The organism is Verrucomicrobium sp. BvORR034 (genome assembly GCF_000739635.1).
In the GTDB taxonomy this organism is placed as follows: domain Bacteria; phylum Verrucomicrobiota; class Verrucomicrobiia; order Verrucomicrobiales; family Verrucomicrobiaceae; genus Verrucomicrobium.
Map to the genome: position 1 here is coordinate 18,228 of NZ_BATQ01000041.1, position 24,293 is coordinate 42,520.

27 protein-coding genes are annotated in these 24,293 nt (G+C 61.2%); 9 read left to right on the top strand and 18 right to left on the bottom strand.

All coding sequences use genetic code 11. The features are described from left to right. Window positions 1–29: 29 nt before the first annotated feature. The 4 genes from vccA to vccD are packed head-to-tail and all read left to right on the top strand — an operon-like array spanning window position 30 to window position 6,238. Window positions 30–3,962, top strand: a complete 3,933-nt coding sequence (gene vccA, locus BV034_RS06275; protein WP_050025231.1) for a Verru_Chthon cassette protein A — start codon at window positions 30–32, stop codon at window positions 3,960–3,962. Then, on the top strand, window positions 3,959–4,516 hold the full coding sequence (gene vccB, locus BV034_RS06280; RefSeq protein WP_050025233.1) for a Verru_Chthon cassette protein B: 558 nt from the start codon (window positions 3,959–3,961) through the stop codon (window positions 4,514–4,516). The genes vccA and vccB overlap by 4 nt, the downstream gene beginning before the upstream one ends. Window positions 4,517–4,524: 8 nt before the next feature. Continuing rightward, the gene (gene vccC, locus BV034_RS06285) at window positions 4,525–5,595 is read left to right on the top strand and encodes a Verru_Chthon cassette protein C (RefSeq protein WP_265592702.1); all 1,071 of its coding nucleotides are present in this window, start codon (window positions 4,525–4,527) and stop codon (window positions 5,593–5,595) included. A 25-nt stretch (window positions 5,596–5,620) separates the two neighbouring features. Continuing rightward, window positions 5,621–6,238 carry a Verru_Chthon cassette protein D gene (gene vccD, locus BV034_RS06290; RefSeq protein WP_050025238.1) on the top strand — a complete coding sequence of 206 codons (618 nt, stop codon included), beginning with the start codon at window positions 5,621–5,623 and terminating at the stop codon, window positions 6,236–6,238. Between the two features lie 221 nt (window positions 6,239–6,459). Here vccD and BV034_RS06295 read toward each other — a convergent pair whose 3' ends face one another. Beyond that, window positions 6,460–7,485, bottom strand: a complete 1,026-nt coding sequence (locus BV034_RS06295) for a L,D-transpeptidase (RefSeq protein ID WP_050025240.1) — start codon at window positions 7,483–7,485, stop codon at window positions 6,460–6,462. Window positions 7,486–8,509: 1,024 nt separating this feature from the next. Here BV034_RS06295 and BV034_RS06300 point away from each other — a divergent pair. Further along, window positions 8,510–9,073 carry a hypothetical protein gene (locus BV034_RS06300; RefSeq protein WP_050025243.1) on the top strand — a complete coding sequence of 188 codons (564 nt, stop codon included), beginning with the start codon at window positions 8,510–8,512 and terminating at the stop codon, window positions 9,071–9,073. A 693-nt stretch (window positions 9,074–9,766) separates the two neighbouring features. On the opposite strand, the gene BV034_RS06305 is transcribed toward BV034_RS06300, so the two are convergent. Further along, window positions 9,767–9,976 (bottom strand): hypothetical protein, encoded by a 210-nt coding sequence (locus tag BV034_RS06305; RefSeq protein ID WP_050025245.1) that lies wholly within the window; start codon window positions 9,974–9,976, stop codon window positions 9,767–9,769. 204 nt (window positions 9,977–10,180) lie between these two features. Here BV034_RS06305 and BV034_RS06310 point away from each other — a divergent pair, with 204 nt between their 5' ends. Genes BV034_RS06310 through BV034_RS06325 form a run of 4 tightly spaced genes read left to right on the top strand, consistent with a single transcriptional unit; the run spans window position 10,181 to window position 13,017 of the window. Further along, a complete protein-coding gene (locus BV034_RS06310; protein ID WP_050025247.1) occupies window positions 10,181–10,681 on the top strand; it encodes a nuclear transport factor 2 family protein in 501 nt (166 codons plus the stop codon). 27 nt (window positions 10,682–10,708) lie between these two features. Continuing rightward, on the top strand, window positions 10,709–11,032 hold the full coding sequence (locus BV034_RS06315) for a hypothetical protein (protein ID WP_050025248.1): 324 nt from the start codon (window positions 10,709–10,711) through the stop codon (window positions 11,030–11,032). Between the two features lie 24 nt (window positions 11,033–11,056). Then, the gene (locus BV034_RS06320) at window positions 11,057–11,872 is read left to right on the top strand and encodes a hypothetical protein (protein WP_050025250.1); all 816 of its coding nucleotides are present in this window, start codon (window positions 11,057–11,059) and stop codon (window positions 11,870–11,872) included. Beyond that, window positions 11,869–13,017: an SPASM domain-containing protein gene (locus tag BV034_RS06325; protein ID WP_050025252.1), complete on the top strand. Its 1,149-nt coding sequence runs from the start codon at window positions 11,869–11,871 to the stop codon at window positions 13,015–13,017. Before BV034_RS06320 ends, BV034_RS06325 begins: the two co-directional genes overlap by 4 nt. A gap of 546 nt (window positions 13,018–13,563) precedes the next feature. On the opposite strand, the gene BV034_RS06330 is transcribed toward BV034_RS06325, so the two are convergent. From BV034_RS06330 to BV034_RS06410, 16 genes are all read right to left on the bottom strand, one after another. Continuing rightward, on the bottom strand, window positions 13,564–14,007 hold the full coding sequence (locus BV034_RS06330) for a hypothetical protein (protein ID WP_050025254.1): 444 nt from the start codon (window positions 14,005–14,007) through the stop codon (window positions 13,564–13,566). A 45-nt stretch (window positions 14,008–14,052) separates the two neighbouring features. Further along, a complete protein-coding gene (locus BV034_RS06335; RefSeq protein ID WP_050025257.1) occupies window positions 14,053–14,505 on the bottom strand; it encodes a hypothetical protein in 453 nt (150 codons plus the stop codon). Window positions 14,506–14,972: 467 nt separating this feature from the next. Further along, window positions 14,973–15,230 carry a hypothetical protein gene (locus tag BV034_RS06340; protein WP_050025258.1) on the bottom strand — a complete coding sequence of 86 codons (258 nt, stop codon included), beginning with the start codon at window positions 15,228–15,230 and terminating at the stop codon, window positions 14,973–14,975. 77 nt (window positions 15,231–15,307) lie between these two features. Then, window positions 15,308–15,823, bottom strand: coding sequence for a hypothetical protein (locus tag BV034_RS35780; protein ID WP_265592703.1), 516 nt, complete (start codon window positions 15,821–15,823; stop codon window positions 15,308–15,310). 567 nt (window positions 15,824–16,390) lie between these two features. After that, window positions 16,391–16,999: a hypothetical protein gene (locus tag BV034_RS06355; protein ID WP_050025264.1), complete on the bottom strand. Its 609-nt coding sequence runs from the start codon at window positions 16,997–16,999 to the stop codon at window positions 16,391–16,393. Between the two features lie 50 nt (window positions 17,000–17,049). Next, entirely contained in the window at window positions 17,050–17,463 is a 414-nt protein-coding gene (locus BV034_RS06360) for a hypothetical protein (RefSeq protein ID WP_050025267.1), read from the bottom strand. Then, window positions 17,460–18,425: a hypothetical protein gene (locus BV034_RS06365; RefSeq protein WP_050025269.1), complete on the bottom strand. Its 966-nt coding sequence runs from the start codon at window positions 18,423–18,425 to the stop codon at window positions 17,460–17,462. Before BV034_RS06365 ends, BV034_RS06360 begins: the two co-directional genes overlap by 4 nt. A gap of 368 nt (window positions 18,426–18,793) precedes the next feature. Continuing rightward, window positions 18,794–19,054, bottom strand: a complete 261-nt coding sequence (locus BV034_RS06370) for a hypothetical protein (RefSeq protein ID WP_050025272.1) — start codon at window positions 19,052–19,054, stop codon at window positions 18,794–18,796. A 40-nt stretch (window positions 19,055–19,094) separates the two neighbouring features. Next, window positions 19,095–19,412 (bottom strand): hypothetical protein, encoded by a 318-nt coding sequence (locus BV034_RS06375; protein WP_050025273.1) that lies wholly within the window; start codon window positions 19,410–19,412, stop codon window positions 19,095–19,097. Window positions 19,413–19,501: 89 nt separating this feature from the next. Next, entirely contained in the window at window positions 19,502–19,909 is a 408-nt protein-coding gene (locus BV034_RS06380; RefSeq protein ID WP_050025275.1) for a hypothetical protein, read from the bottom strand. Window positions 19,910–19,958: 49 nt separating this feature from the next. Continuing rightward, complete coding sequence (locus BV034_RS06385; RefSeq protein ID WP_050025277.1) at window positions 19,959–20,615, bottom strand: hypothetical protein; 657 nt, start codon at window positions 20,613–20,615, stop codon at window positions 19,959–19,961. Window positions 20,616–21,021: 406 nt separating this feature from the next. Continuing rightward, complete coding sequence (locus BV034_RS06390) at window positions 21,022–21,702, bottom strand: hypothetical protein (protein WP_050025280.1); 681 nt, start codon at window positions 21,700–21,702, stop codon at window positions 21,022–21,024. Between the two features lie 29 nt (window positions 21,703–21,731). Then, the gene (locus BV034_RS06395; RefSeq protein WP_050025281.1) at window positions 21,732–22,283 is read right to left on the bottom strand and encodes a dihydrofolate reductase family protein; all 552 of its coding nucleotides are present in this window, start codon (window positions 22,281–22,283) and stop codon (window positions 21,732–21,734) included. Between the two features lie 97 nt (window positions 22,284–22,380). Continuing rightward, the gene (locus BV034_RS06400; RefSeq protein WP_050025283.1) at window positions 22,381–22,800 is read right to left on the bottom strand and encodes a hypothetical protein; all 420 of its coding nucleotides are present in this window, start codon (window positions 22,798–22,800) and stop codon (window positions 22,381–22,383) included. Window positions 22,801–22,925: 125 nt separating this feature from the next. Continuing rightward, a complete protein-coding gene (locus BV034_RS06405) occupies window positions 22,926–23,117 on the bottom strand; it encodes a hypothetical protein (RefSeq protein ID WP_038165296.1) in 192 nt (63 codons plus the stop codon). Window positions 23,118–23,412: 295 nt separating this feature from the next. Next, a complete protein-coding gene (locus BV034_RS06410; RefSeq protein ID WP_265592704.1) occupies window positions 23,413–24,096 on the bottom strand; it encodes a hypothetical protein in 684 nt (227 codons plus the stop codon). Between the last annotated feature and the right edge of the window lie 197 nt (window positions 24,097–24,293).

Consider the following 24,293-nt stretch of genomic DNA (forward strand, 5'->3'; position numbering starts at 1 on the left):
AGTATTTGAAATAACTTTACCCCTGCTTGATGAAGACCCCCTTCTCACATCCGGATCTCAAATGTCCGCACCCGCCGCGTGGCATCGCCCTCATCATGGTGCTGGTGGCCGTGGCCGTGGTGGCCATGCTGGTGCTCGCCTTCATGGCCGAGGTGCGCACCGAGCACCGCTCCGCCTCCGCTTATTCGAACATCACCGAGGCCCGCACCCTCTCCGAGCTGCCGGTGAACATGGCCATTGGCCAGATCCGCCGCGCCACGGAGCAGAACGGCCTGGAGAAGACCTGGGCTTCCCAGCCCGGCATGATCCGCGTGTTCGGCACCGAGTCCGATGTGCAGAACGCCAGCGTCCGGGCCAAGACGGTGGCGCTGTACAAGCTCTACTCAGACGACGCCATGGTCGTCACCCAGCCCAATGCCACCGGCACCGCCAATGGCATGGCGCTGAATGTGGTGAAGTCGGCCATCAACACCGACGTCAGCGACCTCTCCACCTGGCAGACCGTGCCCGGCCTGTATGTGGATATGAATGAACCCGCCGCCGTCATGGCCGCCGGGGCGGATCGCGTGCAGACCGTGTTTCCCATCAGCGATCCCCGCGCGGTCTTCGCCCGCAATGGCGGACTCCCCGTGGATGGCTACAAGGTGAACAGCGTCGCGGTGCCCGGCACCGTGGCTCCCACGAGTGTGGATGATGTGGGCACCCGCCTGCCCATGCCGGTGAAGTGGATGTATGTGCTGGCAGATGGCCAGGTGCTCGCGCCCACGGGCGGGAACAAGGATGACGGCCTCACCTTTGGAGCGAATGGCGCAGCCGCTCCCACGAAGCAGAACCCCATCGTCGGGCGTGTCGCCTTCTGGACGGATGATGAGAGCACCAAGATCAATGTGAACACCGCCACAGAAGGCTCCGCATGGGATGTGCCCCGCTTCTTCAATGGCTCCACGGCCAAGTTCGCCCGCTTCCAGCCTGCGCAGAATGAATACTCCCGCTACCCCGGGCATCCTGCGCAGACGGCGCTCAGCCCCGTGTTCCAGGCCTTTGGCCAGCAGCTCGTGGTCAGCCCCACGCTCAGTGATACCCAGCTCGCCACCGTGCTGCAGCGTTATCACCAGATCAGCCCGCGGGTGCCGTGGGGCGGCAGTTATGGCGGGACGAAGATGCCCGCCGTCGCACTCGTGCCGGACAAGGACGACCGCCTCTACACCACGCTGGATGAGCTTGTTTTCAACCGGAACCGCGGCATGCAGGATCCCGCGCTCACCCAGCAGGACATCGCCACCGCGCGGTTTTTCCTCACACCGCACAGCCGCGCCCCGGAGCTGAACCTCTTCAACCAGCCGCGCGTCATGCTCTGGCCCATCTCCGCAGAGCCCACCGAGCGCAACGCGAAGGACAAGCTCCTCGCCTTCGTCGGCACCGGCGGTGGCAAGCCGTGGTACTTCACCCGGCTGAAGAACTTCAAGAGCGTGGATGACGCCGGCACCGGGCAGAAGATCCGTGGCGATCTGGACCTGGACAGCTCCTCAGTGAGCGGCGCTCTGGCGCGGAACCGCCAGCTCTATGAGAACCACCTCGTCCCGCTCACCGGCGGCACCAACAGCGGCGGCCAGGCACGGGACATCCCCGGCTTCGGCGGGAACTTCGCGGCCAAGTACTCCGTGCCGCGTCGTAACCAGATCCTCACTGAGATGGTGGACTTCATGCGCTGGTCCGTGAACAGCTACAGCACCGGGCTGGCCCCCACCTACACCTACCTGCCGCCGCGCGTGGGCGACCGCCGGGGCGAGTCCTCCGCCGTGCCGCTGGTTCCAGGAAATGATACCAAGGGCTTCGGCCGATTCAACACCATCTCGGAGGTCGCCCTCGTCTTCATGGCGACCAACAAGAACCCCACCAACGGAGCCACCACGCGCATGCAGGCCTTCCTCGCGCTGGAGCCGTTCAACCCCACCAGCGGCGCCCCGGGCGTGACGTCGAACGTGCGCTACCGCATCACCGGGCTCGATTCCCTGGGCGTGAACGGCCGCTCCATGGCCTTCCCCGCGGTGGACACCATCCGCTGCAGCACCGCCGCTGGTTATCTGGACTCCGCCGGCGCCACCGCGTTCTCCGGCTTCGCCTCCCAGTTCAAGAAGGCCAACCTCAGCTCCGCCGCCGCCGACCAGTTCGCCACCGCCACGCGCCAGATGGCGCGGAACAACGAGGACAACAACTTCCCCTTCTACAGCGGCTACGTCACCACCGGCACGGCCACGGAGTTCACCTTCGATGGCGGCAGCTTCACCATCGAGGTCCTGAGTGGTTTCCCGAAACTCGAGGAGGCCGAGGTCATCCAGACCCTGCACGTCACCTTCCCGCCCGCCACGCTCAAGGTGCCCCGCCTGGTGAATGAAGACTTCAACAACCTCACGAAGCGCACCCAGGGCGACGCGAACAACTTTGTGAAGACGCTCATCCAGGACGGCGACATCACCCGCAGTGTGGAGATTGATGTGAACGGCCCGACGAAAGGGGACCTGCGCATCCTCTCCGCCATGCGGGACGTGCCTGCCTCCTGGTACACCCCGCACCCGCGCTATGCGGACAAGACCGTGGAGCGCCTCCACTTCCTGCGCCAGGGCAACCAGATGGTGTACGGCCAGTTCGGCCCGGGTGATGCTGCAGACGGTCCGCTGGGCCTCTCCCGCAACGACCTGCGCGCTGCCACCGTGAACACTGCCGGCACTTTGGTGAAAGGCGTCTGGTATGGCCGCGACTCCATCCCGGCGGTCCTGCGCGGGCAGGACGGCGTGTCCAACAGCCTCGGACGTCCCGGTGACTTTGACAACGGTGCCGGCCGCGTGGAGGACGGCCCCTACATCAACAAGGCGGATGAGAACAACGTGGTTTCCAATAACCAGGCGGCGGACGGTGATCTCGGCTACTTCAGCCGGCACGGCTTCGGCGTGGAGAACGGGCTGAGCTTCAGCCCGAACCGCCAGATCACCTCCGCCGTGGCCTTTGGCTCGCTGCCCTCCGGCATCAATGGCAGCCAGGCCACCCCGTCGGATCCGCACAAGCCCTGGCAGACGCTCCTCTTCTGCCCCAATCCGGCCTCCCGCTCGACTCCCGCGGGGATGGAGCCGGATGAGCAGGATCACGAGGGCTTCAAGGGCCCGCGGGACCACCTTTGGCTGGACCTCTTCTGGATGCCCGTGGTGGAGCCCTACGCCATCAGCGAGTCCTTTGCCACCGCCGGCAAGATCAACATGAACACCCAGATGCTGCCCTTCCGCCACATCGAGCGCAACACCGGCCTCCATGCCGTGCTCAAGCCGGTGCAGCTCAGCGCCATCTCGCCGAACTCCGTGGGCGGCACCACGCCCAACGGGTACAACAGCGCCGGCGGCACGAACTACAAGGAGGGCGCGGTGCACCGCTACGAGTTGTACTACGATGTGAACCGCAACGAGACGCTGAAGGGCTTCACCAAGCGGTTCGAGACCGGCGACGTCTTCCGCTCCGCCTCGGAGATCTGCGAGATTTTCCTCGTACCCCAGCGGCGCAACGGCGTGGTGTACAACTCGGACGCCGCCCCGCCCCCCACCACCTATGAAGACATGGTGACCTGGTGGAACGGCGCCCTGAATGCGGCAGATGCCTTTGAGCCCACTGGGGACAACAGCCGAGAGGCCCCGTACAACCAGCTCTACCCGCGTCTCACCACCCGGTCGAACACCTTCACCGTCCACTTCCGTGTGGAGACGTTGCAAAAGGCGCGCAGCACCGCTGTGGACCGCTGGGTGGAGGGTGCGGACCTTTCCACCTCCAGCCACCGCGGCTCCGCCACGCTGGAGCGTTACCTCGATCCCCAGGATCCGGAGCTGGCCGAGCTCACGAACAGCACGCCCAGCCACAGTCAGAGCTGGGACCGCTACTACCGCTTCCGCATCATCGAACGCAAGACTTTTGCCCCATGACCCCCCGCCCCCACACAGCCATCAACACTGCATCCACCCGCCACGCCCAGGGCTTCTCCCTGCCGGAAGTCGCCCTCGCCATGGGCATCGCCGCCACCGCGCTGCTCACGCTCATCTCCCTGCTGCCCTTTGGCCTGGACACTCTGCGTGACTCCAGCAACAAGCAGGCGGAGGCCCGCATCCTCCAGACCGTGATGGACCGCTACCAGACCGGCGTCTGGCTGGATGAGTCTGCCACCGGCGGCAACCGCAACGTGCAGATGCAGGACTGCACCCTCTTCTTCGACCAGACCGGCGCTGAGGTGCCAGATGCCACCGGGCTGGACTGCAACTACGCCGTGCAGGTGAAGGTCGGCACCGAGCCCTCCCTCCAGGGCGACAACGAGGCCAACCCCTACCTGCGCCAGCTCCGCGTGCGCGTGACGGACCGCCTGAACAACTACACGCAGTCCCTGGCGGACGGTTCCGGGAAATACCGGGAACGCAGCGTGTGGATCGCCCTGCTTGAACAAACCGGCCCGCTGACGGGTGCTGCCGCCGTCTCCTCCCTGTGAACGCACGATTGAAAAAGCCCTCCCCCCCGTTGTCCACCGCCTTCACCCTCGTGGAGGTGCTGGTGTCCGTCTCCGTCCTGGCCGTGATGATGACCATCATGGCGGACCTGATGGTGCGCACGCAGGACACCATCAGCCGCGCCAGCGCGCACGCCACGGAGTTTCAGGAAGCACGCCGCGTCATGGATGCCGTGGGCAACGCCCTCTCCCAGTCCACCATGGACGCGGTTTGGGCCTACCGCCGCTCCGCACAGGATGCCTCCTCCCCCACGGGCTATGAGCGCATTTCAGACCACCACTTCGTTCTGGGGCCGTCCAGTGAGCTCCTCACCAGCGGTGCCGAGGCCGGGCAGGCGGTCTTCTTCCAGGCCCCGCTGGGCCGGTCAGAGAGTGCCGACCGCCGCCGCCTGCATGATCTGGTAAACTGCTGCGGCTTCTACGTCCAGTATGGGAGCGACCTCGCCATACGCCCCGGCTTCCTTCAGAACGGCCAGCCCGCCGTGGTCAATCCGGAGCGCAACCGCTTCCGCCTCATGCAGTACGTGCAGCCGGCGGAGGACAGCATCCTCTACGGGGACTCGAGCAAGCTCGGCCTGAACAATCTCACCAGCCGCACCCAGGCCCTGCGCTGGTACCAGCAGGATTTAGGAGCCAACTCCCGCCCGCTGGCGGACAACATCCTGGCCCTGGTGCTCACCCCTCATGCCACCCAGACGGATGGCGGCCGCACCACCGTGGTGCCGGACCCCCAGTACCGCTATGACAGCCGCGACTTCCAGTGGAACGGGCTGAATGCCATCAACAAATCCCGCCGCCACCAGCTGCCCGTCATGGTCGGCGTCACCCTCGTCGCGGCGGATGAGACCAGCTACGAGGCCCTCGTGCACAAGCTGGGGGAAAAGCCCGCCGGCGAGGCCGTGCGCGCCGTGCTGGCAGGCAAGTTCGTCCGGTATGCCCAGCTCAAGGATGACATCGCCGCTGTGCAGCAGGGCCTGAGCGCCCTGCCGCTCCATCACAAGGTGCTCAGCAGCAGCGTCACCCTGCGTGGCTCCAAATGGATCTCTGAAGATGAGCTGTAGTAGTTGCAATGATCTCCTGAAACCCATGCGCCGCCCTGTCCATCCTTCCGCATCACGTGCCGGCTTCACCCTGGTGGAGATGCTCGTGGTCGTGGCCCTGCTCAGCATGCTGGTCACCATGGCCGCGATGTCCGTGCCCGCTGCCCTGGGCAGCCAGCGTCTCTCCGGTGCCGCCCGCCAGCTTTCCGCCGATCTCAACCAGGCCAGCCTCCTGGCGAGGAAGGAGGACAAGCTCGTGGAGCTGCGCTTCTTTGAACTGCTCCCCACCTCCCGCCAGGGCACCCTGGGCTACCGCGCCTACCAGTTCGGTCTGGTCACCGGCTGGTCCACCGACGGCAAACCCCAGGTCACCTTCTCCGGCGAGCTCCAGCGCCTGCCGGATGACGTGCTGCTCATGCCGGATGCCAAGTACAACACCCTGAAGAGCCAGACCGTCCACTCCGACGGCACCGCCGGTGCGGAGCTGAATGTGAGCTACGTGAGTTATTTCCTGCACGTCAACGGCTCCACCACCCTCCCGGCCGGCCAGCCCGCCGTCCTCACCCTGGTGCGCGAGACCCCCAAAGGTGTGCCCTCCGATCTGCCTGCCGACTTCCGCTCCATCGTGATCGATCCCGAGACGCATCAGACGAGGGTGTACTAGGGAGAGGGAAAAGGGGAAAGGGAAGAGGGATAAGGGGGTGAGTGGGTAGAGGTAAATGGTAAATGGTGAGCAGCGGGGTGGGATGCTCTTCAGTCGATGGAGGTCCGCGGCAGGGTTGGAGCGGCACGAGGAAACAAAAAACGGGAAGCCGTCAACCAGCCTCCCGTCTTCCAAGTCACCCTCCACTGACGTGCTGACGCACTGCCCACTGACGCACCGGCTCAATGTCCCAGCACCTCCGTGCTCGGCGCGGCATTGCGCACGGCGGCGTGATCCGTCACGATGACGGTCGTGCCAGGGGCGATGGTGTCATACAGCTTGGTGGCGAATTCCGGGTTCACGGTCAGTCGCTTGCCGAGGTCGTCCACATCCATCTTCGGGCCGCTGCTGGTCACGCGCATCCACGGGCGGGCGGTGCGGCCGGGGGCCCAGAAGCTGGGCTTGTCGGTCGTGCCCTCCAGCAGGGTGAAGACGTGGTTGCCCAGTTCTTTGCGCGTGCCAAAGAGGCCGCCATCGCTGATCTGGACGGAGGCGCGGCCGATGGGGTTGCCATTGCGAAAGACGTAGAGGGCCTTGTCCGCCGCGCTCACCACGATCGTGATGGGGCCGCTGGCGCTGCGCTCCGGCAGCCAGGTGTAGTCGTTTGCGCCCTGGGGTTTCAGCATCTCGGGGTTGAAGTCCTTCGGGGCCAGCATCAGCCCGGGGTTGGCGGCCAGATGCGGCGTGGGTGTCTTGCCATCGCCGATCACCACCGTGCCGCCCTTGGCCGTGAGCTTGAAGAGCGCCAGGGAAAAGTCATACGGCAGCCGGATGCAGCCGTGGCTGGCGGGATGACCAGGAAGGTTCCCGGAGTGCATGGCGATGCCGTCCCACGTGAGGCGCTGCATATTCGGCATGGGCGCGTTGTTGTAAGTCTTGGAGCGGTGCGTCTGCCGCTTCTCCAGGATGGTGAAGACCCCGCCCGGCGTGGCATGGCCCTTCGTGCCCGTGCTCACCGTGGAGCGGCCAATGAGGACGCCGTTGCGGTACACATGCAGGATCTGGTTGGGCACACTCACCAGCACCATGATGGGGCCACTGGGGGAAATCTCCGGGTGCCACCAGTACTCACCCGGCTGCAAGGGGCCATCTGGAGTGCCCGTGGGCGTGCCCTTCGTGTGGAAGGAGGGCATCTCCATGGCGGAGGTGGTAGCGGTGGGGGTGGCAACGGCGAGCAACAAGAGGGCGAGGGCTGGCAGGAGTCGCATGGTGAGCAGGGGAAAGTTAGATGTTATGTGTTAGACGTTAGATGAAAAGCAGAGAACAGCGAGAGGGATTTGTGTCGATGAAAAGTCGTTCGCGGCAGGGTTGGAGTACCGTCCCGCATGCGGGACGGAATCAGTCGCAGGTCTCCCGACGTCTCTCCACGCCTCGACCGCCCCTTTTACCCGGCGCGCAAGGTTTGTCCATTGGATCATCCGTGGAGGTTGCAAATTATCCGGAGGATCGATCAGGTCGCCACTCCCGCCCCAGCGCCGCCACCGCCGCGTCCTGCTCAGCAGAAGGCTGTGATGTGCCGCAAGCGGTACGTTGAGACGCTGCGCTGGTTGAGGAGGGGAGCCGCGGAATGCCGCTGCTCTTATCACATACCACGTTCGCACCGGAGTTGGAGTACCGACTTTAGTCGGCTCAGAGAAGTTGTTCGTAGTTCAAACTTTAGTTTGCTGTATTCCGCTTGGCATCGAGTAAAGGTCGCAACAGACTTTCCTCGATCCCTCGCCTGACCTGACCCGTCCCGCATGCGGGACGGAACTCCAACCCTGCTGCGAACGATCAGGTGGGGGAAATACGCACCGTCCCGCTGCTCCCGTTCCTTCTCCATGACCAGCGGCGGAGTACTTCCCAATTCCCATACGCATCCGCGCCGACGTTGGAGTTCCGCCTTTAGGCGGTCACCTTACAAACGTCCCAAGACACCCTTATTCTCGACGAGTTCCCGTATGTCCGCGGAATTACCGTCTGCACGTCTCTGTCGGCGGGAGAATGCCGTCACGGTCTTCAGCGTGGTGGGACTGGCTTCCTCGGCTAAATCAGGGCAGCCCATCGACGTTAGAGGGGGGCTTGAGCCTGCGTTGCAGGTGCGATAAAGAGCTTCCTCCACCGGTAGGTCATTTGCCGGATGCCGGATTTCGAGGAAGAGGGCCCTGGCTGGAGGATCAAAGTCTGTCCGGCGGAGTGGAAATCCTGAAAATTCCTGCACGTAAACCGCCGCCATGCTCCGTAGATGAAAACATGAAACCGGCCGTCCTTCCCGTCGTCGTGTCCCTCGCAGTGTTTCAGATGGTTTCCGCAGCGCCGGATGCCGCGGCCCCGCCTTCGCAGCCGCAGCCCTCCTCACCGGCCCCGCATGCCAAGGCCGTGCAGGCCGCTCTGGTGAAGGTGGACAAGGAGATCAAACCCGAGCACTACGACCTGGTGGAAGTAGATCTGGATGAAGACGGGCGGAAGGACGTGCTGGCCCTCATGAACAGCCAGAGCACCTACAGCGGAACCGGTGGCAGCACCTTGTTCCTCCTGCGTGCGTGCAAGGAGGACGGGAAGTACACCAAAGTAGGATCAGTGAGCGTGGTGCACGCGCCCATCTACCTGCGCGCCAGCCGCCACCACGGCCTGCGGGATCTCCTCGTCAGCGTGCGCGGCGGCGGGGCCGAGCCCGGGACTGCCGTGCTCGCCTTTGACGGCAAGTGCTACCCCAAGAGCCCCGGCGAAGCGACCGCCAAGGTGGAGGAAAAGGACAAGGTGCTCTTCGCCGATGCGCGGGAGGGTCAGGGGCGGTTGGAGGCTGGATCGCGGTGAGGCATGGTGGGGAGGTATTGCGTCAGGGGCTTCGGATCCCAGTGCGTCAGTGGGCAGTGCGTCAGTGCGTCAAGGTCTTGAGGATCGAGTTGTACGGCGTCCAGGCTTCGGCCTACGGATACTGGCAGGCGACAGGACGGACGCAGTCATGGGTGGTGCTTGCGGCGCGGTGCGTCGGTAGGCAGTGCGTCAAGTATCAGGGGCGTTGCGGATGCTGGTGTCCCCTCCCTGCGATGGCGCTCATCGAAGCTCATCCCAGAATGGGATGTCTACCACAGCCCAGCGGTTGGACGAGCCCTAAGCGAGTCAACCCTGGGTACCCGTCCCGCAAGGGATCAGGTGTGGAGGGTGATGATGTTTCCTTGAACTATTCCGCCCTCATCGAAGCCCAAGATCATCTCGCTTCGTGGGGTCCAGGCAATGTCTCAACTCCGCCTGCGCTCGCCAACCTTAGGCTTGTGGCCGAATCCGCTTCGCAGAAGAGGTTCGACTGGACGGAGGCAAAGACTAGATGGTTCCTAGGTGACCGCTTCGACAGCCAGTCATTAAAGGGAGGGAGGGACATTCTTGTCCCGGTCCTGTGCAAGCGTCCCATGACGCCGCCCTGCCGCCTCGTGCCCAATGGATTTGGGCCATCCGGGTTTTGATGAGCGCCTCGGGTGGCACAAATGAAAAATGCGGCCACGGGATTGCCTATCCGAATTCCGAAAAAATCAGTCTGCGCCAGCACCTCGCGCAGGCGTCAGCGCACCCGGAATCGATGCGATGAACCGGTTCAACGCCTTGTTTGATCTGCCTGAAATGCCGCGCTGTTTTCCAGTCGCCGGCAGCCTCGCCGAGCACTTCTTGAAACTTGCGTGTGAGGTCGTCCACAAGCTGCGTGCCCTGTTGATTCTCAGGCATTTCTAAAACCGATCAAAATCGCTGCTGCAGAGCCGTTGTGGTCGGTGCAGTGGTTTTAGGGGATAATAGATCCCTCCATTTGCAACCCGGCTCAGGCAGGCTTAATCCCGGGAGGATGTTGTCGGAAATTTGGTCTACAGGGGAGTGAAGGCAGGGCGGTGAATAGCATTGACCACCCGGGCGGCTGAGGTGTAAAACCTGCTTATGAACCGTAGAAACTCCATAATCGCGGGACTGTCAGCCATTGGTGCCGTCGCCGCGCTCAAGTCCACGGTCCAGGCCGCGGAGACCCCGTCCACCAACCCGGAGCTGGAAAAGATCCGGGCCGTGCTCAAGGCCCATGATGACGCCATGACTTCTCATGATCTCCCGGGCGTGCTCGCGGTGCTCTCGCCCAAGGCGATGATCCTCGGTACCGGCCCGGGCGAGGTCTGGTCCGGCACGGAGGAGATCAAGGATGCCTACACCCATTTCTTTGAGGGGTTCGACAAGGGGCAGCAGGACTTCACCTACTATGTGAAGCACGGCGAGCTGTCTGCGGAGATGGGCTGGCTGCTGGCGTCGGGCGAGGTGAAGGGGAAGAAGGATGGAAAGGACATCGCCTTCCCGCTGAACCTCTCGCTTACCGTCTCGAAAGCCTCTGGCAACTGGCTGATTGCCGCCATGCACTTCTCCACCCTGACCGGCGACCAGGCCGGCAAGTAACCCCTGCACCCCCACCATTTTCAGACCATGAGCGACTCACTGCCCGAAGATATGCCGCCCCATGCTGAGGGCGAAGATCAACAAGATCGCCGGCTCTTCCTCCAGGGAATGGGCAAGTGGTCCGGCGCGGCCATCGCTGCGGCGGTGGCAGGCAGCTGGATCGGCACCTCAAGGGAAGCCAGGGCTGGCTGGCTCAACCGCCGCATTGGCGGCGGCGGCTGGGTCAATCGCGTTGGCGGAGGAGGGGCCTGGGTCAATCGTGTCGGTGGCGGAGGCTGGATCAACCGCGTGGGCGGTGGCGGCTGGATCAACCGGCGCGTTGGCGGAGGTTCGTGGATCAACCGCTACTAGGCCGGGAGCTTTTGCTTGCATCCTGTGTCTGAGGACCCCGCTGCCACTCTCGTCTTCCTGCGGGCCGGGCTCGCAGAGGAGTGTCGAGAGCACGCCTACATCGTCATCGTGCGCACCCGGGAGGAGCTCGCCCGCTGGTTGAGCGATCCCAAGCCCGGGGCGGAGGGGCTGCAGGTGGAGGGACTCATTGGCGATCCCGACGCGTGGGCGCTCGCCGCCCAGGGATCGAAGGCCATCCCGCTCGATGTGGTGCTGCAGGATCCGGCTTCAGAGTTCTCTGCCCTCTATAGGCTGGCAGATGTGCGCGCCGTGCGGGTCACCCTGCCGGTGAAACCCGGGTTCATGAAGGCCCTGCGACTGGCCGCTTCCCTCCAGCTTCCCGTGCGCCTGCTCCCAGGTCAGCCGGAGCCCGCGGTGCTGCCAGAGCTGCGAGAGGCCGCGCGCTTCTACCTGCATGATCCCATGGTGGAGGCCCCGGTGGAGTTCTTCCACTCGGTGTTTGCCGCCTTCCGCGGCTCCCCCCAGGGCACCCTCTGGGAAATCCTCGAGCAGGATCCCGCCATCTTCTCCCACCGCGATGACGAAGGCCGCGCGCTGCATCCTCCGGATTTTGTCGAAAGGCATCTCTCGGCCCTCATCCAGGATGGCACCGCGTGTGCCACCTGCCGCTGGCAGCCGCTCTGTGCAGGTTATTTCAAGTACCCCGACCCCCGGTATGATTGCACGGGGGTGAAGCAGCTCTTTGCCGCCCTGGAGTCCGCCGCCGACGATATCAGCCGTGATCTCGCCAGCCAGGAGGAGGAGAACCCCGCTGCCTGGTCCACCCTTTCCACCCGATGAGCCAGCGCGTCTTCAGCGTCATCCTTCTGCCCACTGCAGAGTGCAACGTGGCGTGCACCTACTGCTTCGAGCACAAGGAGCCGCACCGGCTGCCCCTCCTGCTGGTGCCCCTGCTGACCCGCCAGCTCCTGGATCACATCGAGCACGAAGGGATCGAGGAATGTGAGATCTACTGGCAGGGTGGGGAGGCCATGATCATGGGCCCTGCCTGGTTCGAGGAAGCAGGCCGCATCATGAATGAGGCCGCCGCCGCGCGCGGGCGGCGCTTCACCCACTATCTCCAGACCAATCTCATCAGCTACTCGCCCGCCTGGGATGAAGTGCTGCGCAACCTGTTCGGTGGATCGCTTGGCACCTCCATGGATTTCCCCAACCTGCATCGCAAGCTCTTCAAGGGCGGCGCGGAGGCCTACAGCGCCCTCTGGACCAAGCGGCTCCGGGAGGCGCAGGCCGCGGGCCACGAGATCGGCGTCATCGCCGTGCTGCACCAGGGCAGTCTGGATGCCGGGCCCGAGGCCTTCTACCGCTACTACACGGAGGAGCTGGGGCTCACCAGCTTCCAGGTGAATACGCCCTTCCCCGGAGGCCCCGCCAAGGCGGTCGAGGCCGAGTTCGATCTGGACAAGACCGAGCTCGCCGAATTCCTCGCAGGCCTTTTCGATATCTGGATGGAGCGCGGCCATGCCAGCGGAGTCTCCCTGGGGCCGTTCGATTCGCTCATCCATCACTTCACCGGTGCTCCCGCGCGCCTCCCCTGCATCTGGAAGGAGAACTGCTCCAGCCAGTTCATCTCTGTCGATTCGAAGGGCACCGTCGCGCAGTGCGACTGCTGGGTCACGAGTTATCCCGAGACTTTTTTTGGCAATGTCTTCCGCGACATCGATCTCACCCAGATGCTCCGCACCAGCCCGGCGCGTCGCGAGTTCATTGAGCGGCCGAAGCACCTCGTCGAGCATGAGGACTGCCTCGAGTGCCGCTTCCTCTCCCTCTGCCACGGCGGGTGTCCCGTCCGCACCTACAGCGCCCTCGGCACCATGCTCGCCAAGGACCCGTATTGCGAAGTGTACAAGGCCGTCTTCGGCCGCGCAGAGACCCACAGCCGCGCCCTCCTGCGCCGTCGTGTTCCGGTGGGCAGTAGGCAGTAGGCAGTAGGCAGTAGGCAGTAGGCAGTAGGCAGTGCCTTCGGCCCAGTGCGTCAGTGGGCAGTGCGTCAGTGCGTCAAGGTGTTGGGGGTGGAGTTGTACGGAGTCCAGGCTTTAGCCTGCCGGGTCGTGGAGTGATGGAGTGATCGGGCGTATGTTATGTCATGAACCACGAGTGCAGAGAGCTTGGCGAGCGAAACCCGTGGCATGGTGCCCCGGCGAATCCACCAAGGCACGCCGCCCCGAGTCAGTCGTAGCTGCGTTCGTGAGAACGCGGAAGGGTCCATGCGTTCTTCAGAGACCAGTAGCACCCACGGCGGTGACCGTTTGGAGCCGTATGCTGCAGCCCTTGATCAGCCCTTGCGGTCACGGCCTTCCATTCTCACCGCCAGAAGCGAGGGGACTACAGGCAGACTCCTGTCTCAGGGGTGCGAACCAACTTGAATTGAGTGGATCCTGTCACTTCGATTGCGGTGGAGGAGGCCAGGTCCATATTCAGAAAATTAGCTCCCTGCTGCCGGCGGATTGTCGTTTCCTCCATCCGGTCCGTCATCCACCAACTGCCTTGATCGTGACCGTGCATTTCTGAAATCCACTCCCATCCGCCAGAGGCAACTCAAAGGTCATGGACTTGGGGACCTTGAAGAACCTGGCCTCGCCGATTCTGTAGAACTTGCCGGCCTCGTCTTTCAAGTCTTCAGCCGCAGACAGTGAGAGGGTGCAATGCAGCGCCCCATTTTTGGGATAAATCACCCCGGCAATGACTCCCATGGTGTACCCTTCCTTCAAAGGTGCGTCATCCAGGAAAAGGTGGAAATCCTCTCTGAAGCCAACCGTCCGGTTCCATTTGTACAACAACTCCTTTTTGCCCTCCTTGTAACCTGTTTGCTCAAAGAGCAGGCTTATCTTGTATTTCGAAGCGAACTGTCCCTGCGCCATCGAAGTGACGGACAGACACAGGAGGAGGAGAGTGAGCTGGATCAGGCGGTTCATGTTGGGGCTCCTGCGCTTTGTTCGGCCTTCATGACATCATCGGCTTCATGTGGTCCATTCTACAGATAACAGGTGAGCTTCAGGGCTGCAAGACGCCATCGGCCAAATGCTGTACCCGTCCCAATCCAGTTCCGGGTCAAAAAAGAGCTCGACCACGCCAGTGGACTCAAATCTGACTTCGCGCAGTATGAGGCGGTTCGGGAGGGGGTGCCGTGGTGACCCATTGGGCGGGGTCAGCATCGCGAGGGCAGATCCCGTGAGTGAAACAAGCTTTGGGAAAAACACATCGAGGAGCTTCTTCTGCTCCTCGGTCGGCGCAGCCGACCTGCCGCAAATTTGAATTTCTCTGCCCTGTAGTCTCCGGATCGCCGTCCAAAGACCCGTGCCTGAATAGTAGGTGTATTCGCCAATATCGGCGTCGGAATGCGTCGTCATCGTAGGGGGCACATAGCCGCTCTGAATTCTGAAGACATGCTGGATGAAACTGCGGAGGCTCATGGCGCTGCGAAGTCGGCAGGAAAAGTTGGCCGATCAGCGAGCGGGACGCAACATAGCCGTTTGCTTTCGCGCATGATCAGGCATGAATGTGCAGGAGAGACCTTGTGCGAGCGCGTCAGTTGCGGTGCGGTCCACTCTGACCGTGCTCGCGGAAATCGGCGCGCCAAATCTGCCGGGCCTCCGCGATAGAAACTCCATTCCATCGCTCTGCGAGCCATGCGGGAAGGATGCGACAGCAGTCGGCGCAAACTATCCGTGACAACGCTCTGCTCCACCGGGTGGTATCGGTCGGGGAAGGGCTGATCTGCATCCGATCGGCTGGCGTTATGCCACCGCACTCGGGACAGATGAAACTCTGTGATTGCGTTTCATCATTCATCATTCGTTCTCGGGAGTGGCGTGGGTGGGGTTCTTCTGTTGTTTTGTGTTTGATCCCCAGGTGCGGACCACACCACGAGGCTCCAAAGTCAGGACTGCTCGTGTTCGTAAAAGCAGGCGTAGGCCTCAGGGAGCTTCTCCTTAATCCATGCATGCAACTCAGGAAGAGACGAAATGAAACGATCTCCTTCGATTTCAATGCGCTTGCCTGCGCTCAACGGTTTGTCGAGATCGCCAAGCCAACTCTTAAGGACGCACATGGATGAAACATTCCCATAGCATTCTGCATCGAAGAGGCGTTGAAAAGCCTCCTTGCTGACGTAGCCCGCACGAAGCTGCTCGTTCATTTCGCGTGGCGATAGCTCCATATTTGTCCAAAAGTGGTTGCCCCGCCGCGGCCTCTTGCCAGGCGGAGCGACTATTGCTACTTCCAAATCTGCCACCACGCCTTCGGCTTTGGCTGCTGCTGTGCATGCTCGTCGCTGATCTCGTTGAACTGAAGCGCCTGCACGCCGCCGCAAAGGGGACAAAAGCTCGTGAACGCTTCCATCACCGCACCCTCCGGGAGGTTTGGGAACACGACTCGCATCAAATCCGAAGGCGCGTCAAACAACTCCGTGAGGCCGCACTTATGGCAGGGATGAATGGTCCACGCCGACCTCTCGTGTAAATACTTGTCGGTCACGAGAATCGGATGCTCGCTGTCCGCTGGCAGGAGGAATCGAATCTGCTGGCCCTGCTGAACCGTGCGGAGCTGCGACGGCTGATTGAGGGCACACCCAGTGAAGATATCGCCATCACAACCGGTGACGGTAACCCACACTGCCTCTGGTCGCTTGTCGGTAGTACGTGGTCCTCCGTCATGGACAATGACCTGAAGATCGTCAGGATGCTCCGGAAGGAATCGTCCTTTTAGCTTTGGATGAGTGCGCCAGTGCATGTGATCTATAGCAAGCTGCCCGACGTTACAACCCAGCAACCCAGTCAGCAAGAGCGTTCGATGTGCAATGGCTGCCTGCGATTGCTTGATTCGCTTCCCGCGCAAGTTCAGTCGGTGAGGGCATGATCATGGACGAAATCGAGCCCGGAAAAAGCATTGATACAAGCCGGTGCACAATGCCTCCAGGCCCTCCTGCGGGAAGTCACCAGGAGAGCCCGTCACCTCAAGTCCCGGAGGGACATCGGACTGTAGCCGGTGGTGACAACCACCGGGCTGGTGGCCCCCGACGTTCTTGCGTCCCGGAGGGATGCCGGAAAGCCTGCGCGAGGAGGTGTCTTCCCGCCCCAACCGCAACTGAACCGGCGGGACGCCGGTACCGCGCACGCACCGGCTGGAAGCCCGTGTCACTTGGACCGCAAACCCGCATGGATCAATGCTTGTCCTGATCTTCCAGAGAGCTGGACCAAATGAAAAATCAAAAGATGTTTCGACACCAACGCGTCGTACAAATTGTCCCAAGGTTGAGCGCCCACCCCGTTCTGCCGCACCCCCTTCCGCGATGGTGGATCACGGTGCGGGATCCTCACCTCTGATGCCTAGTCGTTTCTCGAGCTCCCGCTCCCACTCCTGATTTTCGCGGATCATCTCGACGTAGGCTGCCTCATCGTGGATCACCCACTCGCCACCATACAGCCCGTGCATCCAACTCAAGTACGGGTAAAAACTATCGCTCCAGTCCTTATTGCCGTGAAGCGCAAAGAATCCGGGATCCTCTGTGAACTTCACCAAATGAACTCTCTCGGGTGGCGGTACGAGGCAGTCCCTGTTGGTACAAGAGTTGGGGCCGATGATTTCTGCGACAACCCGGGGCACGCGGTGGGCATGCTCCTCCAGCAGCTCAAAGAAGCGGTCAAAGGCATCCTCTTCAGATTTGGTGGTGGCGACAATCATGTTGCACCAGCCTGTCGTCGACTCTTGAAAGTGCGTGCGATAGGCAACCCAATCGTGGAAGTCAGGTGGAATCCTAAGCCCAAGGCGATCGTCCTCAATCTGATGAAAACCGCAGGCCATTTGATATCCATTGAGGAATTGGTGGAGCGCCGTGAGCGACTTCACTCCCAAGTACATCCCCGGGCGGCGTCTAATGACATCAATCACTGTGGTGGTGTCGCTCATCGCATTTGATTCAGAGAACTTCAAGTGGGGCGTTTGGGATTGGCACTTCGCTATGACTCATACGCTGTCTCGTCCTCACCCACCACCTCCGCCCGCAGAAGCCGGGCCAGCGCTTGCGCGGCAGCCCACACTGGGTGGGACTCGCCTGACAGTGTCTCGGGGACACTCTCAAAAGTGACGACGCCAAGGTCCGGTTCCGGTCGTTGGTGCCAGTAGAAGGCGCGTCTCCAACAGCCTTCATCAGGGAGATACACCTCGGCGTCTTCTACGCGATCCGGCAGGTCGTGGAACTGCTGCCCGGGCTCGCCGGCGGGATTTACCCAATAACCCATCCAGTCCCCGAGGTCGTGTTGCGCTGCTGGAGCCAACCGCACTCCCGGCACCGCCGCGACCGCGGCCCGCCACTCTGCCAGGGTCAGGTGGGAGCGTGCGCCATCGCGCTCAAAGTAGAAGGCATGGATCATAGTGCGAATTCACCTGCCAGCTTGTCTAAAGTTCTGAGCTTCTCCTCTTCGGTCCCAACCGATCCGCGGGCTTCATCCGTCATCGGGTTTAACTCGGTGGCATTCAACCTGCTGGCCAGTTCACGTGCCGGGTTTTGGCCTTCCCGGTGACAACGGTGTCGGAGTTGCTCGATGATTGCTCGACAGAGGCTGGCAGCATCACGCACAGGAAGCTGGATATCGATCTTGGCAGCCTCCAGCTGGCGTTCGAAGGCATCCCGAAGCCAGACCACCTCCCAACCAGGCCACGCACTGGCCACGCGCTCTTCAGCGGCGGTGGTAGGACGGGCAGACCAGAATTCGAGCTTCTTCTCGTCGGCGTCCACGTGCACGCCGAAAGTGGGCATCTCGCCTGTCCAGGTGAGCGCCGGTGTCATCTCGAACTCGAAGATTCTATGCAATTGGGAACTTCCCATCTGCAGCGCCTCCTCGTCTCCGCACATGCGACTCACCAGGGTGATGCCATTCCGCCGGACGGTGATGAGCGCGTTGTTGTCATCCGGGTAAGCGTCGTTCCACTCAAACCAAGCCTCAGGGGTTTTTGCCACCAGGAACATGGATGCCGGGGCGCCTACCTTCGCCCCCAGCTCCAATATGCCACCGTGAGCCCAGTCAATCTGCCAGTCACCCCACTGAGTTCGCATCAGTTCGAGGTGAGCCCGGCGAAGCGGGATGTCATACTCGATGTCCTCGCCACCAAACCAAGTCAGCGTGCGAGTGTTCGCGTCCAGTATCGCACCTCCCTCACACCAAACCTCGTCAAGCCAGCCCTCTGGCCCCACCGGCCTGAGCTGTTGAATGAAAGCCTCTGCCTTGTTTGGACCCCAGAACAACTCCACGTCGAGCCGGTTTGCGCACCAGTGGTCGTAATAGACGCGTGCATCCGAACCTCTGATGATGATCAAGTTTGCACGTTGTCCCATGGCTTCGCTGAAGCTGTTCGTTTAACGATTGATGTAACTTAATTCTACTGGTCGAGACGCGGGTTGCAAGCAGGGTGTTTCGGCGCCAAGAGCGTCACCCATGATAGTCCCGCGACTGCGCCCACGCGTCAGGCTGAGAGCCCAACGCGCCCAGTTACCGATTCAACATCGTGACACCACAAGATCCAAGGAGCGGCGGTTTGTGCTTGCACAACCGCCGGTGGTTACCGGAGGAAGGGCACTTTCAAGCATGTCGGCCATGGCTAGACATCATAGGGTGGAGGATGTTTGACGATCGAGCGCTCCGCTTCCCCTCGGCGGTTGTGCGAGCACAAACCGCCGCTCCTTGAGAGCACTCGCTCCGCTGTTCACCATTCGGCCTCATCCACGGGAATAAGCCGGAAGTTTGCGAGGAGAGGACGAAGCGCCTCGGTAGCCGCACCCATCTCCACGACCATCTCCACGACCATCTCAATAAGATCTTCCCCCTCGTAGTGAACCATCACGATGCTGCCGTCTTCTCGAGATTCCCACGCGGAACTGCCGGCGGTGAGGTTGAGGTAGTGCCAGTCGGATGCCGGGAACTGATGCCAAAGGGCCGCCGTCAGCGCTGGACTGTCTTTGAACACAGCCCAACCGCCAACAGGTGTAAAGTGCCGGCACTCTGGATCAGGTAACTTCCACTCCATATTCGTCGTTAAGATTGAGCAGACGGTGGCCAAACACAGATCGCTTTCGCAGATCGAGAACGATCACCATGAAGATATTCTTGTCGTCAGTGTCGACGAGAACGTGCTGAAAGCGCCCTGTTGCGTCGGTCCATGCATGGCTGACACTGCCCACAGAGCTATCATGTCCAGCAAACTGATCCGTAGGAATGGCATCGAAGTAGTCCCAAAACGGAACGGGCGGTTCAGTGTCCAGCGCGACCCGCTGCATCGGGCCCGCGAAGGTCGCGCGGAATTCAGATTCGGTAAGATGCTTCATTCAGTGGGCGGGGACTGAAGTTGGAGAGTTGGATGCCATGCTCCCCATGAAGAGCAGGGCGCATGCTAGCGGCATTTCAGTTGGTTTTGCTAGTCGAAGATGGCCCCCGGATTCAATTCAGTCGGTGAGTACCAAGTGATGCCCTTCGCAGCAAGCCGGTCCTTCATGTGCCGCCACATCAGATGACAGGTTCCAAGTGGCCAGTCTCTCAGGTGCGTATCCTGCCCGGCTGCCCTGCGCTCTTCGTTCTCGAGAGCGAGCTCTTCTCTCACTTCTTTCTCGATCGTCTCCCGAAGTGCTTCGATCATCTCTTTGTAGTCGGGATGATCCTCGATTGGGTCATGAAGCGTGTCCGCTCCGGGTTGCTTTTCACCTGCTTCCAAGATGCGCTCGCACAGTTCAGGACTCTCGGTTGTGAGAAAGTGCTTCGATGCCATCCAGCCCATTCTTGTGGCCTTCCGGAACCGCTTCACGACGTCTGCTTTGGGTGCGGGCATGGTTTGTTGGCCAGTTTAATGTTTCAAGCTCATCGACCCTGCCTAGCCGTTATTGGTTTGTGGTCGAAGCAGGCCCCACATGAGGGACTCGAGAAGGATACAAATAGCCTGATTCTAGCAAGCGGATTCTGCTATGGGGGGGCTCATCGTGCTTAACGGAGTTGGCGTACGAAAATCCAGGGGTCCCGGCCAGGACGACATGTCGCCTCATCTTCTTGGCCCGCTCGACGGTCATTTGGAGAAGCCAGAAGAAATGACGGGCGTGGATGTTCTCAAATTCAATGTCACTCGCTGTGATTCGCCGGTTGAAGGATGCGAGCACTTTACCGGTGTCATCCATCAGGTTATTCTCGCCGACCGATGCAAGCTCGGGGTGCCAAATCGCAAAGGCCGAGTTGTGAAATTCACCTTCCAGCCGTTTGTGCTGCACACATCGGGGCAAAACAGAAAACGCAATAGGAAAGGGTGTCCATGCAGGTGCCATCGTGAGAGGCGCGGAAGGCAGAATGTAGCGTTTGATCAGCGGGCATCGCTTTTGCGTCTGCCTGACGGTGTCAGATTGTTCCTCCACGTTCAGGAGCCACTCAAACTCGTCAGTGAAGAAGTCCGGGCGAAGGTCGGATTCCTTTGGCACCTTTTTCAGGACTCCAAGCAGGTAGCAGAATGAGTAACCTGTTTCATTACAAAGCTCGTGGAAAGCATACATGGCGGCTATCGGGCGAACATACAGGTTGTTTGCAAAAGTGCAGTACAAAACGCCCGCAGGGGCTGCGCCGGAACCGGCGGTACGCCGATACCACGCACCGCCTGGAAGCCGATGTCACTTGGATTCGGAGCTGCCGCTTGCATCTCGACGCCAACGGCGTCATACAAAAAAGCCCAGGGTCAGGCGAGGCACGAGCCGCCACCCTGGGTACACGGGCATTCGGACCAGAACTCCCTTGGAGTTCCAGCGCGTTCCCATCGATACCCGGGGTGGCGACCGCTTCGCGGTCTGATCCCGCGACTGCGGGACTGTTTTGTATCACGCCGTTGGCGTGGGGGACGCAATCGTGAACGTGGAGGTGAGCACGTAGTGTCTCCCAGTGGCAACATCCCAGCCGCCCCCAAATCTAATAAAACTCTCTCTGCTCCTTGGGAGTCAGTCCAGTGATTTTGAGCAGGTAGGTTCCGAGTCTCTTGTACGCATCAAAGTCCCGAATGTTGGGGACGCTCATGCCGTTCTTCCGGATCATTGAATTCAGATCGGGTGCGCAGATCAGGTTCAATGAAACACGTTTCCCTGCGGCCAGACGCTCGAAGAACCATTGGGAGCCGTCTCTCACCAAGGGGATGGCCTGCTTCTCTGCCTGAGTGAGGGGAGTCCAGAATACCTTTCCTCCCATCAAGCGGGACACCTCAGTCCATTCTTCGGGCTTGAGATCCCGCGTCGTGTCTTCAGCGATCGGGCCCGGTCCGTACTCGATTGGCTTCTTCATGCGCACGGCCCTCATCTTGTAGCTCGAACCCGTGCGCCAGATCCGGATGGAGATGGGATCGTGAAACGATCTCAACCAGAAGAACCGGAGCGCAAACTCCTCTGAATTGCCCTTGGTGGGAACCAATGAGGGCTCGGCCATGGCGGCCAGCCATTGGTCAGCGGATGTGTCGTATTCGCGACCTGCCGGATCTTTCGGCGGATGGTAAGTGTCATCCTCTTCAGCCTGGGCGTGGGCGATTCCCGTGACCGCCAGCAACAGCACAACAAGCGCGAACGCCAGCCATGGGGACCTTCTTGGGTGATCCTTCATCATCGTACGGGTTGGTCGTTGTTCTTGGGCAATCACTTCCGTCTCGGCTCATATCGCATGGCCACCGCCCCGGAGCGGAACTCCACCCGGTCCACGAGCTTCAAGTCGATCGGCTTCGACAAGCCGGCGAACAACGTGGGGCCGTAGCCTGCCAGTTTGGGGTGCACGATGAACTCGTATTCGTCGATGAGACCTAGCTCTGCCAAGGCCAGCGGGAGCTTCACGCCCCCCACGAGCAGGCCCTTGCCCGGCTGCTGCTTGAGCTGCTGCACGGCCTCCTCCAAGTCACCGCGCAGGAGCTCCGCGTTCCAATCCACCTGGTCCAAGGTGCTGGAGACGACGTACTTCTTTGCCGAGTCGATCGTGTTGCGGAAGGATTCCATCCAGTCGGGCATCGCACCCGTCCACGCCGGTCGAAACGCCACCTCCATCATCTCATAGATCACCCGCCCAAAGAGGAGGGCATCGGCCCGGTTGAGGTTCGCCACCGCGTGACGGTGCAATTCCTCGTCCGGCGCAATGCCGGCGTTATGATCGCAGCACCCGTCCAGGGTGACGTTGATGGTGTAGCGGAGGGGTCGCATGGTGTATTGTGAGTGAGTGTGCCAGTGAAGGCTGGGGGGGGCGGCGGCCAGTGCCGCCTCTGGGCTAAGCCCTGCTCAAAGCCATGGGCTGTAGCGTCTAGTTGGCGTGTCGTGCGAATTGGTCAGTAACGTCATCGATGGATTTGGCAATGACGAATCCTGCAAACCCGATGGAGGAACTGATCTCCCAGGCACATAGCCCTTGTGACTCAAGCTTGCGCTGATAGCTGGCAGGATCGGCGTAACCCCAGTGCTGTATTCCAAACTGGTTGGCCCAGACTTGAATGCGGTCCCCAAATTCTTGGAAGACTTGTGACAGCGGAATCTCAGCGATGTCGAGGATGATGGCGCCGCCGGTATGGACAAAGTGGTAAAGCTCCACGCTCTGAAACCGGATGTGAGACTCCTCGCGCGGACACGACGGATAGTCATAGAGGAGATGCAGCACGATCTCGCTCCCGGACTTGCGCACATCATAGCCAGTTAGATGGAAGTCATGGTAACGCAACGCGCTCATTCGTCTGGTGTCAGAGTATTTTGACAGAACCAGCCCAACGTATGACTGCGGGAGACCTGGCCCACGAGACGCACTGATACAGATTGCAATCGGGACATGATGGTCGCCCCGTCACCCTTCCGGCCTCAGCCCGCTGCCCTCACACTCTTGCGGTACCCGGCCCAAGCTGAGCCATAAGCGACGCCGCCGGAAACCACGGCCGCGAAGATGATGGCCACGAGGAGGTCAGGCCGGGACATGCCTGCCAGATGGCAACCCAGGCCGGTCAGGGTCGTGCTGATGACGAACGGGAAAGTCGGGGCGATGAGGTGTTTCATAGGCGCGTAGCGGCAATTGGCCTGACGATCCCTAGGATCGACCACCGCTTAGGGAGTGGCAAGTGTGAAATTTGGGGCGGAGGATTATGGGAGCGGTTCATGCGCCAGAGTGATTCATGAAAGCTGCCGGAATAGGTTGCATGGCATTGTCAGATCCTTTCTCGTTGTCTTCATGCTCTGTTCTCTCGAAATATCGACGTAGCGATGCCCCAAACGTCTTGTCTCGGCTTCAAAATGGAAGATTCGCCTTAAAGTGAAGTGGCAGCATGACGCAAAAAACTGAGCCTGCTGCCGTTCATCGGTGAATCTTCAGTGCTCCCGTCGTCAGTGCTCGCCACTCTGCCAGAAGTGAATCCGTAGCGGAAGCATCAATGGCCGCGATGAGTGCCTGAGCACGCTCGATGCACACCGGAGCCCAATGGTCGGCAGTGGGATGCTGTGCGCGGAATGAAGCGAGGATACTCTCGAACTCAGAAAGTGCCCGCATTGCGTGAAGTCTGGCAGCGTGGAAGTCACCAGCGGAAACGTGGCCGCAAGCGAGAGTCATGGCGGTGTGACCGTTGTGGACGAGAGCGGGAGGTTGCGCAGAACAATGAGTGGAGAAAGTGCCGAGGAATCCCGGAAGAGTCTCAGATGCTCGAAACCAATCCACGAGGGCGGGAATGGCGGCGCGAACCTGCGTCATGGATTGCTCTAACTTCTCAGACGTATCGGCTCGATACCATGTGCCATGCGAGCCGACCGGAAAGCGTCCGCCATGCTCCAAGCTGTAGTGAGTGTGCGGCACGCTTATCAGAAACGCACAATACTCGATCATGAACTCTCGCCGAATGCGTGACTCAACGTGGAGGAAGATGACCTGAATAATGTCTCCGACCAAGCGCCTGAACTGCTTGGTTCCATTCGGAGTAAATCCAAGCGCGATCAGATCTGGTGCGACGAGCTGGCTAAATTGTTTTGTTACGGATGGAGGAGACACGGGATGCGTGCGGGGTCGCAATTGTACCAATAAGTATCCACCCTCCGCTGCCATTTCGCGTAGCGCAGACAGAGGTGCAATATCCGCGATGCAGGAGTGGGTCCGGTTGAAATCTTGCGCATGGGCTCAATCTTGTCACGGGATTTTGCCAGGCTCGATTGAATGGTTGCCGAGGGCCCTGGGCTTGGTCGCTACGT

Excerpts from the sequence above, each read along its gene's own strand:
- vccA (WP_050025231.1), top strand. The coding sequence starts at position 30 with ATGAAGACCCCCTTCTCACATCCGGATCTCAAATGTCCGCACCCGCCG.
- vccB (WP_050025233.1), top strand. The coding sequence starts at position 3,959 with ATGACCCCCCGCCCCCACACAGCCATCAACACTGCATCCACCCGCCAC.
- vccD (WP_050025238.1), top strand. The coding sequence starts at position 5,621 with ATGCGCCGCCCTGTCCATCCTTCCGCATCACGTGCCGGCTTCACCCTG.
- BV034_RS06295 (WP_050025240.1), bottom strand. The coding sequence starts at position 7,485 with ATGCGACTCCTGCCAGCCCTCGCCCTCTTGTTGCTCGCCGTTGCCACC.
- BV034_RS06300 (WP_050025243.1), top strand. The coding sequence starts at position 8,510 with ATGAAACCGGCCGTCCTTCCCGTCGTCGTGTCCCTCGCAGTGTTTCAG.
- BV034_RS06305 (WP_050025245.1), bottom strand. The coding sequence starts at position 9,976 with ATGCCTGAGAATCAACAGGGCACGCAGCTTGTGGACGACCTCACACGC.
- BV034_RS06310 (WP_050025247.1), top strand. The coding sequence starts at position 10,181 with ATGAACCGTAGAAACTCCATAATCGCGGGACTGTCAGCCATTGGTGCC.
- BV034_RS06315 (WP_050025248.1), top strand. The coding sequence starts at position 10,709 with ATGAGCGACTCACTGCCCGAAGATATGCCGCCCCATGCTGAGGGCGAA.
- BV034_RS06325 (WP_050025252.1), top strand. The coding sequence starts at position 11,869 with ATGAGCCAGCGCGTCTTCAGCGTCATCCTTCTGCCCACTGCAGAGTGC.
- BV034_RS06330 (WP_050025254.1), bottom strand. The coding sequence starts at position 14,007 with ATGAACCGCCTGATCCAGCTCACTCTCCTCCTCCTGTGTCTGTCCGTC.
- BV034_RS06335 (WP_050025257.1), bottom strand. The coding sequence starts at position 14,505 with ATGAGCCTCCGCAGTTTCATCCAGCATGTCTTCAGAATTCAGAGCGGC.
- BV034_RS06340 (WP_050025258.1), bottom strand. The coding sequence starts at position 15,230 with ATGAACGAGCAGCTTCGTGCGGGCTACGTCAGCAAGGAGGCTTTTCAA.
- BV034_RS35780 (WP_265592703.1), bottom strand. The coding sequence starts at position 15,823 with ATGCACTGGCGCACTCATCCAAAGCTAAAAGGACGATTCCTTCCGGAG.
- BV034_RS06355 (WP_050025264.1), bottom strand. The coding sequence starts at position 16,999 with ATGAGCGACACCACCACAGTGATTGATGTCATTAGACGCCGCCCGGGG.
- BV034_RS06360 (WP_050025267.1), bottom strand. The coding sequence starts at position 17,463 with ATGATCCATGCCTTCTACTTTGAGCGCGATGGCGCACGCTCCCACCTG.
- BV034_RS06365 (WP_050025269.1), bottom strand. The coding sequence starts at position 18,425 with ATGGGACAACGTGCAAACTTGATCATCATCAGAGGTTCGGATGCACGC.
- BV034_RS06375 (WP_050025273.1), bottom strand. The coding sequence starts at position 19,412 with ATGAAGCATCTTACCGAATCTGAATTCCGCGCGACCTTCGCGGGCCCG.
- BV034_RS06380 (WP_050025275.1), bottom strand. The coding sequence starts at position 19,909 with ATGCCCGCACCCAAAGCAGACGTCGTGAAGCGGTTCCGGAAGGCCACA.
- BV034_RS06385 (WP_050025277.1), bottom strand. The coding sequence starts at position 20,615 with ATGTATGCTTTCCACGAGCTTTGTAATGAAACAGGTTACTCATTCTGC.
- BV034_RS06390 (WP_050025280.1), bottom strand. The coding sequence starts at position 21,702 with ATGATGAAGGATCACCCAAGAAGGTCCCCATGGCTGGCGTTCGCGCTT.
- BV034_RS06395 (WP_050025281.1), bottom strand. The coding sequence starts at position 22,283 with ATGCGACCCCTCCGCTACACCATCAACGTCACCCTGGACGGGTGCTGC.
- BV034_RS06400 (WP_050025283.1), bottom strand. The coding sequence starts at position 22,800 with ATGAGCGCGTTGCGTTACCATGACTTCCATCTAACTGGCTATGATGTG.
- BV034_RS06405 (WP_038165296.1), bottom strand. The coding sequence starts at position 23,117 with ATGAAACACCTCATCGCCCCGACTTTCCCGTTCGTCATCAGCACGACC.